General features: G+C 66.8%; 12 protein-coding genes. 8 read left to right on the forward strand and 4 right to left on the reverse strand.

The annotated features are described in order from the left end of the window. Nucleotides 1-208 precede the first annotated feature (208 nt). The gene (locus A3ES_RS0144360) at nt 209-592 is read right to left on the reverse strand and encodes a hypothetical protein (RefSeq protein ID WP_020393289.1); all 384 of its coding nucleotides are present in this window, start codon (nt 590-592) and stop codon (nt 209-211) included. Nucleotides 593-1,368: 776 nt separating this feature from the next. Here A3ES_RS0144360 and A3ES_RS0144365 point away from each other — a divergent pair. From A3ES_RS0144365 to A3ES_RS0144380, 3 genes are all read left to right on the forward strand, one after another. Next, nucleotides 1,369-1,581, forward strand: a complete 213-nt coding sequence (locus A3ES_RS0144365; protein WP_020393290.1) for a suppressor of fused domain protein — start codon at nt 1,369-1,371, stop codon at nt 1,579-1,581. Between the two features lie 616 nt (nt 1,582-2,197). Next, entirely contained in the window at nt 2,198-2,509 is a 312-nt protein-coding gene (locus A3ES_RS53300; RefSeq protein ID WP_083934104.1) for an Imm53 family immunity protein, read from the forward strand. Nucleotides 2,510-2,636: 127 nt separating this feature from the next. Beyond that, nucleotides 2,637-2,966, forward strand: coding sequence for an immunity protein Imm33 domain-containing protein (locus tag A3ES_RS0144380; RefSeq protein WP_020393293.1), 330 nt, complete (start codon nt 2,637-2,639; stop codon nt 2,964-2,966). Here the strand turns inward: A3ES_RS0144380 and A3ES_RS0144385 are convergent. Continuing rightward, entirely contained in the window at nt 2,956-3,468 is a 513-nt protein-coding gene (locus A3ES_RS0144385; protein ID WP_040457191.1) for a DUF402 domain-containing protein, read from the reverse strand. The genes A3ES_RS0144380 and A3ES_RS0144385 overlap by 11 nt on opposite strands. A 170-nt stretch (nt 3,469-3,638) precedes the next feature. Here A3ES_RS0144385 and dxs point away from each other — a divergent pair, with 170 nt between their 5' ends. The 5 genes from dxs to A3ES_RS0144410 all read left to right on the forward strand — a co-directional run bounded on the left by dxs (nt 3,639) and on the right by A3ES_RS0144410 (nt 11,338). Continuing rightward, nucleotides 3,639-5,534, forward strand: coding sequence for a 1-deoxy-D-xylulose-5-phosphate synthase (gene dxs, locus A3ES_RS0144390; RefSeq protein WP_020393295.1), 1,896 nt, complete (start codon nt 3,639-3,641; stop codon nt 5,532-5,534). A gap of 64 nt (nt 5,535-5,598) precedes the next feature. After that, on the forward strand, nt 5,599-6,870 hold the full coding sequence (locus A3ES_RS0144395; protein ID WP_020393296.1) for a gluzincin family metallopeptidase: 1,272 nt from the start codon (nt 5,599-5,601) through the stop codon (nt 6,868-6,870). 103 nt (nt 6,871-6,973) lie between these two features. Next, nucleotides 6,974-8,356: a gluzincin family metallopeptidase gene (locus tag A3ES_RS0144400; RefSeq protein WP_026163789.1), complete on the forward strand. Its 1,383-nt coding sequence runs from the start codon at nt 6,974-6,976 to the stop codon at nt 8,354-8,356. A gap of 68 nt (nt 8,357-8,424) precedes the next feature. Then, nucleotides 8,425-9,906, forward strand: a complete 1,482-nt coding sequence (locus tag A3ES_RS0144405; RefSeq protein WP_020393298.1) for an amino acid permease — start codon at nt 8,425-8,427, stop codon at nt 9,904-9,906. Nucleotides 9,907-10,033: 127 nt separating this feature from the next. Next, on the forward strand, nt 10,034-11,338 hold the full coding sequence (locus A3ES_RS0144410; RefSeq protein ID WP_020393299.1) for a hypothetical protein: 1,305 nt from the start codon (nt 10,034-10,036) through the stop codon (nt 11,336-11,338). Between the two features lie 580 nt (nt 11,339-11,918). Here the strand turns inward: A3ES_RS0144410 and A3ES_RS0144415 are convergent. Continuing rightward, nucleotides 11,919-12,365 carry a vitamin K epoxide reductase family protein gene (locus tag A3ES_RS0144415; RefSeq protein WP_020393300.1) on the reverse strand — a complete coding sequence of 149 codons (447 nt, stop codon included), beginning with the start codon at nt 12,363-12,365 and terminating at the stop codon, nt 11,919-11,921. Between the two features lie 3 nt (nt 12,366-12,368). Next, nucleotides 12,369-13,274 (reverse strand): DUF929 family protein, encoded by a 906-nt coding sequence (locus tag A3ES_RS0144420; protein ID WP_020393301.1) that lies wholly within the window; start codon nt 13,272-13,274, stop codon nt 12,369-12,371. Nucleotides 13,275-13,800: the final 526 nt, after the last annotated feature.

Below are 13,800 nucleotides of genomic sequence, written 5' to 3' on the forward strand. Positions count from 1 at the left end.
CTGGTCTGGAACCGATTCCAATGCCCGCATCAAACCCGAGACATCGCGTCGGGCCCGAGCCTCCATCTCCGACGGCTGGTCAAGCACACCCACGAGCAACGACAATGACGACACGACAGCGGCTCCTTGCGACGCGGCAACGGTGTAGGAACCTGCAGCATCCCAACGGAGCCGCTGTCTCCACACCCGCGCCACGCACGCCGCCACCTCAAGTCAAAACCGACACGCCAGCCGCGGCCAGATCAACTTTGCAATCGCCCTGCTGCACATGCCCATGAGTGAACGCGCGCAGAAACGTGCCCAGCGTCGACGGCGCACGAATCTGGTCGAACACCACCTGGTTGCCGGCATGCCGTAGCTTGTCGACATCGTCGATCGAATCCGCCCCGGCCACCATCCCCGCCAGGAGCGACATCACCTTGGCCGCCGGGTTCGCCCCCGCCGCGTTGTCCGCACCAGTGATCACGACATGCTCGGCGACCAACTCCGGCAAGCCGACCTGCCCGGCCAACGCCACCACCGGCACCAACCCGGCATCAGCAATCAAATTCGGATCGTCAAACGTGACATCCACCGACGTCGCCGTGAACATGTGAGACAGTTGCACCTACGAGATGCCCTTCGTGAGCGTGGACTNCGGACCTTAGACAAGCCCGATTCTCCCGCCACGCAAGGGCATTCTCCATCTACGGCACGCTCACAGCATCAAACTCATCGGTGGATCCGGGATGAGGAGTCGGCAGAACTGGGGAGGTCGGAGATCTGTTACTGCGAAGGCCTCCAGGAGGGGCTGGCCAGGGACTGGTATCCATCAGGCGTCCTGAAGGGCGAGTCTCGGTACGTCCAGAACGTTCTTCACGGGACGAGCAGAGAGTTCGACGAGCAGGGGCGCCTGACGACCGAAGAACAAACGAATATGGGATCTGCGTCTTGGCCCGGCACTTCAGTGCGGACGGGGCGGTAACGGAGACCAAGGAACTCGACCCGAGTGGCGAGGCCGCGCGGCAGCTTCGAGCAGAGCACCGCTGGGATCTGGATGGGTAGCCGCGCTGGCTATCAAGGTCGGTGGGGTCGGCCTCTCGACAGGCTGTGTTCCGAACTGGGGCTCGCGAGATCGCGGTTCTCAAGTGGGCGGCGGCCACTGGTGAGAGTGTCGACCTCTACGCGACGCTAGGTTCCAGCGCGGAGGACATGCCAGGTGCTGAGCGGGGGCATCGCGTCGAGTACTTCGTTGGGCTCCAGCCTGGCCGCGATGGCAGTGCGTCGCCTTTGGCTGCATTGGGGCTCTTCGCACGGCGAGAGGGTTTGCGTGTCGATCATGAGCCACGGTTCCGGTCGACGAGCTGATGTGGCCTTGCGCTGATATGCGTGCGCTCCTGGTCCTGCGGCAGCCTGCCGAGACTCTTGCCTGCGCACACGCTGGACGGTGGGGTTCACATCGAGTTTCTTCAGGTGGTGCCGGTCTTCGAATCCGAGCGCCGGTTCACGATTGAGCACGGTGCCGACGCGTTGCTGAAACGTTGGGAAGAGGCGGGCGTGCCGTTTTGGGATCCCCGCCGCAGCGCCGAGCCGGCGGCATAGCCGTGGTGCCGCCGTAAATGCGTCGCTGGCTGTCGCTGGAGGTCACAAGGAGCCGCGCGAATGTTCTCACCGGAGCCGAGCCAGAGCTATTCGGTACGGTGGCCTCGACCGCCATGGCGTGGCGGGTCCGGGACTGTGTCGATGAGATCTGTTTGGGAGATAGCGCGGCATGGAGAGCGATTCGTGGCAGGACGACCTCTGGACTGCGGTGTCGGAGTCCGCGCCGGAGGGTGAGCGCGTCGCGGCAATGGCACGGCTTGGGCGGCTGATAGATGCGCGAGTATTTGAGGCGCTCTGCGCTGTCGCGACGAGGTCGGTGCAGTCGGAGGCCGTGTACCGCGCAGCGGGCGAGAATGCTGGCCGCGTGGCGGTAGGACTTGATGTGATCTCTGAAGCGCCTCTACATGATTTCCTAGGACCGGCCTATCTAGGGTTTGACGCTGTGGTGGCGGCGCATCTTCGAGGCGAGGTTGTCACCTGATGGTCTTGCGGCTGACGCGAGCGGCGCCGCGGTTGACGCAGTACGAGGGCGCCTTCGAGAGGTTGAACGGCAAGCCAGAGTGCCGCCCCACATTCCCGCCGGTGCTCATCCGGCTGAGTCCTGGGAGGTTCCGCGATGACATCAAATGCTCTTGAGTTCATGGTCAGTTGGTTTGCAATGCACTGCGACGGTGACTGGGAGCACCACGACGGTATCAAGATCGCGACACTCGATAATCCTGGTTGGGCGCTGGATGTTCGAATCGACGGTACAGAGCTCGACGAGTTCGTCGTTGATTGGCGCAAACCGACGAAGGTGAGCAACGCTGGATCTATTGGCGTTCTACCGGCTCAATGTTTGAAGCTCGGTGCGGTCCCAGCGATCTACCCAGTGCGCTCGATGCGTTCAAGAATTCGTCCAGGACTATCGGCGAGGGCGTTTGGGTAGGAACTTGCCGTCGTGATCAAGACAGACCGGGTACAGGCTGTCACGGGCGGCGCTAGGTAGGTCGCACCTCCTGTGCCGATTCGCTACTGCGCATGCGGACGAAGTACGGGCGATGGGTGGTGGATGAGTGAGTGAGTTGTGCGAGCGCTTCGGTGTGGTGCCTGCGGGAGCTGAGGCGTTGGCTGTGGCCGGTGTTGCGCGTGGGGTGCGGGAGGCTGGTGTGTGGCCGCTCAATGGGTTGCGGCATCCGATGGAAGGGGATACCTGCGGCTGGTACCTCTGGGCGGGTGAGGAGTTCTCGTGGGACGCAGACTTCTTTCAACCGGTCCATGTCGAGCATCTGAGGTTGTGGCGGCCGGAGGTTAGTCAGTATCTGGCCTTGCCGCCGGGGTGGCGGTTCCTGATCGCGCCCGGGTATGAGGACGTCTGGTACGACGAAGGCTTGCTCAGGGTGTGAGGGCCAGGGAGCGGAGTTTCTCCAGGTAGGTTTTGTAGGTCGTGGTGAAGGGTTCAGAGACCGCGATGTTGGCGACTACCCAGGCGCAGGTTGCCTGGGCGGTGGCTACTACCTGGGGTGGGTAGGAGTAGAGCTTCTGGTGGGTCTCGAACTCGTCTTCGTCCATGACTTTGATGGTGCCGTCGCGGAGTAGGCGGATGTCTAGGTCCAGGTCCACCGCGGTTACCGAGTCGACGCCGAAGACCGGGGGCATGGTGATGTCGCAGTAGATCTGGGTGGGGTGGGGGGTGTCGTTGAAGAGGGCGCTCCACCATTGGCCTCGGGGGTAGAGGCGGACTCGGTGGTGGTCGATGGTGACCCAGGTGCCGTCGGCGCGCTGGCCTCGCGAGCCGGGGAGGGAGCCTACCCAGAGGCCGTGGTCGTCCTCGCCGAGACGGATCGATTCGAGGAGGCGGTGTGGCTTGCCGTCGTACTTGCAGAAGAGTGTTCGCACCATCTCCATGCCGATGACCCTAGGTGAGGTCGGCATCACAAGCGAGCAAGCGCACCGCGTCGGCAAACCGAGGATGTGTGGGAAGTGTGAGAAATCCACCTTCGAGACCTGCCGGGTTCGGAATCGTCGCTGTCCGTGCATAGACTCAAGCATTCGAGGACAACCTGCGGAGGAGCTCGATGGGCGTGCTGGAGATGGTCGGAGGGCCGGCGGACCTCAAACGGATGACCGATCCTCAGCTACGGGAGCTGGCCTCGGAGATCCGCGACGTGCTGGTCGAGACGGTGTCGCGGACCGGTGGCCACCTGGGCCCCAACCTGGGCATGGTCGAGATCACCCTCGCGATGCATCGGGTGTTCGAGTCCCCGCGGGACCGGCTGGTCTTCGACACCGGCCACCAGACGTATGTCCACAAGCTGCTCACCGGCCGCGCGCCGAAGTTCGACACGCTGCGTCAGCAGGGCGGCCTGTCGGGCTACCCGAGCCAGGCCGAGTCCGAGCACGACATCGTCGAGAACAGCCACGCCTCCACCTCCCTCTCGTACGCCGACGGCCTGGCCAAGGCGTACCGGCTGAGAAAAGAAGACCGGCACGTCGTCGCGCTGATCGGTGACGGCGGCCTGACCGGCGGGATGGCCTGGGAGGCGCTCAACAACATCGCCGCCGCCAAGGACCTCAAGCTCGTCATCATCGTCAACGACAACGGCCGCTCCTACAGCGACACCGTCGGCGGGCTGGCGACGCATCTGACCAGCCTGCGCACCAACCCGCGGTACGAGAAGATCCTCGACCTGGTGAAGACCAACCTGGGCCGCACGCCGTACGTCGGCGCCCCGATGTACGAGGTGCTGCACGGGGTCAAGAAGGGCCTGAAGGACATGCTCGCCCCGCAGGGCATGTTCGAGGACCTCGGCCTCAAGTACGTCGGCCCGGTGGCCGGTCACGACCGGCAGGCGATGGAGGACGCGCTCGCCAAGGCGAAGGCGTTCGGCGGCCCGGTGATCGTGCATGCGGTCACCCAGAAGGGCTTCGGGTACGCCGCCGCCGAGCAGGACGAGGAAGACAACTTCCACCAGGTCCGGCCGAAGAACAAGCCACGCGGCTGGACCGATGTGTTCGGCGAGGAACTCGTGCAGATCGGGCACCGCCGGCCGGACGTCGTCGCGATCACCGCCGCGATGCTGCACCCGACCGGGCTGGCCCCGTTCGCGCAGGAGTTCCCCGACCGCATCTTCGACGTCGGCATCGCCGAGCAGCACGCGGTGACGAGTGCCGCCGGCCTCGCGATGGGCGGGATGCACCCGGTCGTCGGGCTCTACGCGACCTTCCTCAACCGCGCCTTCGACCAACTGCTGCTCGACGTCGCGCTGCACAAGTGCGGTGTCACGTTCGTGCTCGACCGGGCCGGTGTGACCGGCGACGACGGGGCGAGCCACAACGGCATGTGGGACATGTCCTTGCTGCAGATCGTTCCCGGTCTCCGGCTCGCCGCGCCGCGCGACGGCGCCCGCGTGGTCGAGCTGCTGAACGAAGCGATCGAGGTCGACGACGCCCCGACCGTACTGCGGTACGCGAAGGGCGAGGTGTTCCCCGATATCGAGGCCATCGACCGGGTCGGTGGCTGTGACGTCCTGGTCCGCACCGGCACCGACGTACTCATCATCGGTATCGGCTCGATGGCGGCCACCGCCGTGGATGTGGCGAACAGGCTGCAGGCACAGGGATTCGGCGTGACCGTGGTCGACCCGCGCTGGGTGAAGCCGGTCGACCCGAAGCTGGCCGAGCTGGCCGGCAAGCACAAGTTCGTCGTCACGATCGAGGACAACGGCCGGGCCGGCGGATGCGGTGCGGCGATCTCGCAGGCGCTGCGCGACGCCGGCGTGACCACACCGGTGCGCGACTTCGGGATCCCGCAGGAGTTCCTCGAGCACGCCAAGCGCGATGCCGTCCTGCAGGCGATCGGGTTGACGGGTCAGGGGCTGGCCCGGGACGTGATAGAGATGATCGCAAAGCATCAAGGGGACGCGATCACCAGTGAGCCAGACACCGCGAGCGGCAGGCCGGGCGGGGCCTGACGGGGGACCGGCGAGGGGGCGTCACTCCGCGGCTCCCCGGCAGCATCGGCTCTGGCCTCTGCTGTTGTCGCTGGTTCTCGTGGCCGGTGCTGTCGCCGGTGGCCTCGCCCTGCACCGGTCCGGCACCGACGCCGGCAAGGTCGGCATCACGCCGACGAAGACGACAGGTCCGCCGGAGATCGACGAGACCGCCCGCACCGCCGGGGTGAACAAGGTGCTGGTACGCCGCGCGCAGGCGGTCCGGCTGAACGATGGAGCCGCGTTCCTGCGCGACGTCGACCCCGTGAACAAGAAGCTGGTCGCCCAGCAGAAGCTGCTCTTCGCCAACCTGCGCCAGTTCGGTTTCCAGAGCCTGCGCTACGACCTGCTCAGTGAGCAGTTCGACCAGCGGCTCGTCGAGAAGTACGGCCCGTCGACGTACCTGGTCGGCGTCGCGATGACCTACCAGCTCAAGGGCATCGACCCGCAGCCCGTACGAACGATGCTCGGCTACACCTTCACCCAGAAGCCCGACGGCAGCTGGCTGCTGGTCGCCGACTCGGACATGGATCACCTGCTCCCGCGGGGCTCACACCAAGAGGCGTGGGATCTCGGCGACGTCCTCGTGAAGCGGGCGCCGCGGGTGCTGATCGTGGTCGAGCAGGACCAGGCGAAGCTCGCGAAGGAGCTGGCTGCGAAGGCGGTCAGCGCAGTGCAGGCGGTCAGCAAGAGCTGGCCGGGTGGCTGGACGGGCTCCGGCGTCGTGATCGCGCTGGACGACAAGATCGTTCGCGGTGCCGACTACACCGTCCCGAAGAACGCCGAGGACGCGCTGGCGATGGCGACCTGGGTCTACCGGACGCTGCCCGGCGAGGCGACGGCGATGGGGGAGCGGGCCGACTCGTACGTCGTGATCAACCCGCGCAACCGGGCCAAGGTGGACGCGCGCACCCTGGCACACGAGTTCACGCACGTCGCGACCGCGCCGTACGGGGCATTCGCGCCGAGGTGGCTGGTCGAGGGCGCGGCGACGTACGTAGAGTTCTTGTCGATGGCCGGCGAGGAGGACCTCGCGCTGGACAAGTACCGCAAGGAGGTCCGGACGAAGTACCTGGTCAAAACGAAGGCGCTGCCGGCGGACCGGGTGTTCTTCAAGGACTCGAACAGCTCGTACCCGATGTCCTGGCTGGCGGTCGACTACCTGTTCACCAAGTACGGCGGCATCGAGGTCGGCACGCTCTACCAGGAGCTGGCGGCCCTTGGCTCGACCCAGGCCGCGCGCAACCGGATCATGCTCGAACACCTCGGAGTCACCGAAACAGGCCTCTTCCAAGCACTCAGGGCAGCCGCGGCCTGACATAGGGCAAGCTGTATACCCGGCGTGTCGGTGGTGGAATCGGCTGGAGCGAGTAGGGTAGCCGGGCTGTAGCAGACGGGCGGACCGGAGGAATCGACCCGACGTGAGTTCCACAACACCTAGCGCCGCACCGCCCGGCGCTCAGGCTCCGCCACAGGGGCCCCGCCGTTGGCTGGGCCTGCTGATCGCTGTGGCCGTGGTCTCGGCGGGCGTGGTCTATGCGGTCGAGGACCGGGAGCGGGATGCCCGGGCCAGGCCGAGCGCGCCCCTCACCAAGCCGCCGGCGACTCAGCCGAACGGGGGCACCAAGCCGCCGTCCAAGACGGCCGCCGCGATCGCTGCCCGCCGGCTGGCCGTCGACACGATCCTGCTCCGGCGCGCGAAGGCGGTCCGGACCGTCAACGAGCGGATGTTCCTGCAGGACATCGACCCCGCGAACGTCAAGCTGCGCAAAGAGCAGCGGGTACTGTTCGCGAACCTGGTCGAGCTCAGCCTGGACGAGATCGGCTACAGCCAGGCCGAGGAGCGGTTCGACGCGGAAGCGGTCCGGCAGCACGGCGCTTCGACGTACCTGGTCCGGGTGCTGATGCGCTACCAGATCCCCAGGGTCGACCTGACGCCGGTGACCACCGAGCTCGGGTACACCTTCGTGCACCGCGGCGGCCGCTGGATCATGGCCGACGACAACGATCTCGACAAGGACCTCGGACCGGGCGCGCACCAGGAGCCCTGGGATCTCGGTCGCTTCGAGGTGCATCGCGCCCCGCGGGTGCTGGTGCTGGTCGACAAGGGCGACACCCAGCGCGGCCGCTCGATCCTCACCGAGGCCAACGAGGCACTGACCGAGGTCACCGCCTACTGGCCGCGCAAATGGCGGGGCTCCGTCCTGATCGCGGCACTGGACGACACCGACGTACGGGATGCTCGGTTCGCTGACGAGGACATCGAGTCCGCGGCGAGTGCCGGCTCGACGTTCTCGTCGCTGCCCGGTCAGGAAACCGCCGACGGAACCGTCGCCGGTGCCTACATCGTGATCAACCCGAAGGAACGCGACCGGATCGACGAGATCCTGCTGTCGCACGAGATCACGCATGTGGCGACCGCGGACCTCGGTGGCTACGAGCCGCTGTGGCTGGCCGAGGGCGCCGCGGAATACGTGTCCTGGCGGGGAATCGAGGCGATCAGCGGGCCCGGCGAGGTCGTCAAGTGGGAACAGGAGGTCATCGACGAGGCGCTCCCACTGCTGACCGCGCTGCCGTCGGACGCGGGCTTCTACCAGAACAGCGCCGACGTGTACGGCGTGAGCTGGCTGGCCGTGCGCTTCCTGGTGAAACGCCTCGGACTGGCCGCCGTCGAGGACCTGTACGAGGATCTCGCCCGGCACGGGACCGACCAGGCGTCGCGGGACCGGATCCTGCTGACCCGGACCGGATTCACCGAGGCGACGCTCTGGATCTACCTCAAGGAGTACAAACCGCAACGCTGAGTGCCGGTTTGACCTCGTGCCGTCAGGTTGGCAGGCTCGGAGCGTTCCGTCCGAGCTGAGGAGGCGTCATGAGCCTGTTGCGAAAGAAGACGATCGAGCAATCGATCGCGGACACCGACGAACCGGAGTACCAGCTCAAGAAACGCCTCACCGCCCTCGACCTGACCGTCTTCGGCATCGGCGTCATCATCGGCGCAGGCATCTTCACCCTGACCGGCCGGGCCGCCAAGTCCTTCGCCGGTCCGGGCATCGCGCTGTCGTTCGTGCTCGCGGCGATCTGCTGCGGCCTGGCCGCGTTGTGCTACGCGGAGTTCTCCTCGACCGTGCCGGTGTCCGGTTCGGCGTACACGTTCTCCTACTTCTCCCTCGGTGAGGTCTTCGCCTGGATCATCGGCTGGGACCTGCTGCTCGAGCTGATGCTCGGCGCGAGCGTGGTCGCGCAGGGCTGGTCGACGTACGCCGCGTTGTTCCTCGACCAGATAGGCCTGGGCTGGCCCGACTCGATCGGGCCGGACAGCGACGTGAACGTGCTCGCGATGCTGCTGGTGGTGGTGCTGGCGATTCTCGCGACGATCGGAATCAAGGAATCGCTGCGGGTCAACCTCGTGCTGGTCGCGGTCAAGCTGTTCGTCGTGCTGTTCGTGATCATCGCCGGCCTGTTCTACATCAAGGGCTCGAACCTGACCCCGTTCATCCCGCCGAGCGTGCCGGCCGAGAGCGGCGACGTGACGATCACGACGCCGTTGTTCCAGGCGCTGTTCGGGTTCACCCCGTCGACGTTCGGCGTGATGGGCCTGGTGTCCGGTGCCTCGCTGGTGTTCTTCGCCTTCATCGGCTTCGACGTGGTCGCGACGACCGCGGAAGAGGCCAAGAACCCGCAGCGCGACCTGCCCCGCGGCATCATCGGTTCGCTGGCGATCTGCACGGTGCTCTACGTGGCGGTCTGCATCGTCATCACCGGCATGGTCAAGTACACCGACATCAGCGGCGAGGCGGCGCTGGCGGAGGCGTTCCGGTCGGTCGGCCGGCCCGGTTTCGCGACGCTGATCTCCGCGGGTGCGGTCGCCGGTCTGACCACCGTCGTGCTGACGCTGATGATCGGCGCCGCGCGGGTCGTCTTCGCGATGAGTCGTGACCACCTGGTGCCGGCCAACCTGGGCAAGACGCACCCGAAGTTCGGTACGCCGTACAAGCTGACGATCGGCATCGGGCTCCTGGTCGCGATCGTGGCCGGCGTGACGCCGATCGGCAAGCTGGAGGAGATGGTCAACATCGGCACGCTGGCCGCGTTCACCCTGGTCTCGATCGCGGTCCCGCTGCTGCGCAAGCGCCGGCCCGACGTGCGGCGCTCGTTCCGGGTTCCCGGCAACCCGGTGGTGCCGATCGCGGCGGCGCTCATCTGCATCTACCTGATGCTGAACCTGTCCCTGGAAACCTGGCTGCGGTTCGCGATCTGGATGGCGCTGGGCTTCGTCATCTACGCGATCTACGGCTACCGCAAGAGCCGCGTGGGCCAGACCGAACGCACGGGCGAAAACGCTCCGGTCTAGTTTCGGCCGACCGTCCGGCCGCGTCCTTGGGATCGATCCCGGGGACGCGGCCTTTGCTCTCCCCGTCGACGGAGCTGGAGGGTAGGATCCCTCCGGCTGGGACCGGGGCGGGCAAGGAGAGCGGGGCATGCGGATGCAGCGGGGACGCCTGTTGGCGGGCGCGGCCGCGCTAGTTCTGGCCAGTACTACGGGGATCGTGGTCGCGGCCAGGCTGGATCACGGCTCCGCGCCAGGTGGTACCGCGGCGGCGTCCAAGGCGACGGCCGGCAGCCAGGGGATCTCGGGGAACGCCCGGAAGGCCGCGCTCGACGCGATCCTTGCTCAGCGCGCAACCGCCGTACTGAAGGGTGATCCCAAGAAGTTTCTGGCTTCGGTCGACCCCAAGCAGCCGAAGCTGGTCGCCGAGCAGCGGGTGCTGTTCGGCAATCTCCGGCAGTTCCAGTTCTCCACCCTGCGGTACTTCGTCGCCGACGAGCGGAGCGCGCCGCAGATGGAGGAGAAGTACGGCAAGAACGCCTTCTCGACCAGGGTGATGATGCGGTACCAGCTCGCCGGTCTCGACCCGAAGCAGGTGCAGACCGACCTCGGCTACACGTTCGCCGTCCGGGACGGCCGCTGGATCCTGGTCGCGGACGACGCGATCGAGGAGACCCTCAGCGACGACGGCCACCGGCAGGCGTGGGACTTCCAGCCGGTCACGGTGATCCGTCGCGGCAAGGTGGTCGTGGTGGTGGACAAGACCGAGGCCGCGTTAGGCAAGAAGATCGCCGGGGTTTCGCAGACCGCGGTGTCGGCCGTACGCCGGCACTGGCCGCGACCGTGGGACGGTGCCGTGATGGTGGTCGCGATGTCCGACCCGCACGTCATGTCGCTGCTCTGGACCACCGGTACCGGCACCGGCTGGACGATCGCGGCGAAGGCCGTCACCCTGTACGACGGCGAGCCGTTGGGCGTGAAGGCGGTCGTGCCGGTGGGCAGCCGGATCGTGATCAACCCGGCCGTCCGCAAGGACCTCGACGAGGACCTGCTGGTGCACGAGATGACGCACGTCGCGACCGTGCCGATCGGCGTCCGTACGCCGATCTGGCTGGTCGAGGGCGTTGCGGAGTACGTGCGGTGCCGGTCGATCGAGGACGACCCGCACTGGACGGTCGACCCCTACCGCAAGACGGTCAAGGCGAAGTACCTGCCGTCGATGAAGGTGCTGCCGGGGGAGCCCGAGTTCGACGCGAACGGCGACCGGTCGTACGGGCAGGCCTGGTGGGCGACGGAGTACCTGGTGTCCGCCGAGGGCGTGAAGGGGATGGCTTCGCTCTACACCGAGTTGGCGTTGCGCAGTACCAGCCCGGCGTCGTACGCGGCGATCATCAAGAAGCACACGAGTAAGACGCCGGCCGAGTTGGTGGCAGCGGTCAAGAAGTTCAAGGGCTGAAAGCAAAGAGCCCCGTCGGCAACCGCCCGCTCCGGGGACCAATCGGTGGGCTTACCCCTGCCCGCGGGGCATCACCCACTGGTAGACCAACGGGCGAACCCCTCAACGGATAGCGAACCCCACAACGGATAGCGAACCCATCAACGGATAGCGAACCCCTCAACGGACAGCGAACCCTTCAGCGAGGGGGCGAACCCCTCGGCGAAGGGGCGAACCTGTCAGTGGCGCGGACGGCTGCGCACGCACGACCCGGCGGCGAGGCCCCGACACGCCGGGGGAACCGTTTGCTGGCCGGAGACCGGTAAGCATGGGCGCCCCGACCCTTCCTGCATGGGTGCCCAGGGGTCTCGTCGTCGCCGACCCTTCGGCCGCCAGCCGCAGAAGCCGGCCCGGTCGCAGTCGCTGGCGTACCGGCGTACCGGCGTACCGGCGTACCGGCGTACCAGGCGGGCCGGGGCGGGCCCGGGCACCACCCATCCACTGCGTTCATTCGCCCCCTTTTCACCATTCGGCGGCCGTTCGCCGGCGCGAGCCGAGGCGCGAGAGGGTGAAAAGGAGGCGAATGAACGGTGGGGTCTGGTCAGTGCTCGATCGGTGGCAGGGCCTGGCGGACGACCACGAGACCGAACAGCACGAGGGTGAGGGCGTGGACGACTGTGCACCATAGGCAGATGGCGTCGATGCGGAAGAGTTCGGCCCAGATCAGGTAGCAGACGAAGACGACCCCGATGATGACCGCGGCGAGTCGAAGGCGGCCGGGCCACGGGGACGGCGTACGCCACAGCGGTGGCAGCGAGAGCACCACCATGCCGACGAAGAACCCCAGGCCGAGCAGTGCGACTGGGATGCCGAACAGCTCGGAGTACTCGCTGCTGGTGACCTTCATGCAGTTGACCACGCCGGTGTCCGGGCAGGCGAGCGTCGTGCCGGCCGTGAAGTGCTCATAGGTCAGGTACGCCGCGACCGCGACCCCGGCGATGGACAGCAGAAGTGTCGTCCACGGGAGCCAGCCCAGCGGTTTGCGCACAGGTCAACTCTTCCCGAGCTTGCCGGCCGCTGCCTTGACCACGTCCGTCGAGCAGACGGCGGCAGGCTGGTTCTTGGTGAGCTGGCACAGCGCGGCCGTGTAGACGTTCGCCGAGCCGTCGACGGCCTTCGCGATCGGGTTGGCCGGATCCTTGAGGGCGTTCGCGATCTCGCTCTGCGTCTTCCCGGCCAAGACCTCCGGGGTATAGGTCGCGCCGGCGGAGACATACTTCCCGCCCAGATCGATGAACGGGATCGAGCCGCCGCTCTTCACATACGGCGGCTGGTTGAAGGTGTCGAAGGTCTTCTGGTCCTCGGCCGTGAGGGTGTCCAGCGGGGCGTAGCGACCGTTGACCTCTTCGTTGGTGGTGGTCTCGACGCCGGTGAAGGCGAGGTACTTGCTGGTGTAGCTCGCGCCGTGGAACGAGAGCGTCGCGGTGTTGGGATAGACGTCAGCGCTGGCGGAGTGCGTCGTGCCCAGGTTGCTGAATGTCCCGAACCGGGAGAGCGCGACCGTGACCGGCCAGCGCTCCGCGGCGCAGTACGGGCAGAATTCGGCACCGACGTAGAGAACCTTGGGCTTGCCGCCGGCAGTCAATGCCGGGGCGGTGATAGCTGACGGCGCAGCCTGTACGCCGTCGCTGCCCACCGCCGCGAAGGTCTCGGGCGGGATGCCGGCGAGCATGGAGATCAGGCTGGTGTCGGCCGCGCCGGACGGGCCGGTGCTGGTCTCTTTCTTGCCACCACCGGCGACCCGGACGATGACCAGACCGCCGACCACGAGGACGACCACCGCGACGGCACCGAGAGCGAGTAGGAGACGCCTACGGCGCTCAGCGCGCAACTGGGTGGCAGCCAGAGCCGCCGCCTTCTCCCGGGCTTCGGACTTCTGTTCCGCACGCTTGCTCATGATCTCCTCAGTCTGGTCACGTCCACCTGGGACAACTGGCGACCAGAGACGGAAGTTCCGCGCGCTATGTTGCGAACAGAAGAAAATTGGCCCCTGACGCTCCCGTGAATGGTTGAGCGCGCACGGACGGGTGGGCGTCCAATCGCCTGCAAGCCGACCCCGCAACACCGCGAGAGACGTCGACTGTGGGGGGGTTTGCGCCCGGACTGGGCGAAAACCCTCTGCAAGTCCGGCAACGATCCTCCCCAACCCCAACTTCCAGCCCGCCCGCTGGCCGCCGAGCATCGACAGTTGCTTCGACCGATGCGGGAGCGGTGCGGAGAGGGTCAAAAGGGGGCGAATGAACAGGTGGGTGGCGTTGCAGGATTGCTTGGCCACTGGCCGGCTATTGGACCGCTAGCGCTCTGCAGAGCCTGTTGGGAAGCGGGTCTGGGGTTCGCGTTGTGTCCCGACCGACAGGAAGTAGTGCCGGTTCTGCGGTCGGCCGCGGCCTGCGTGAGCGTGGCGCGCGGCCGAACGGTCGACT

Origin of the sequence: Kribbella catacumbae DSM 19601 (assembly GCF_000372465.1) — a bacterium.
GTDB lineage: Bacteria > Actinomycetota > Actinomycetes > Propionibacteriales > Kribbellaceae > Kribbella > Kribbella catacumbae.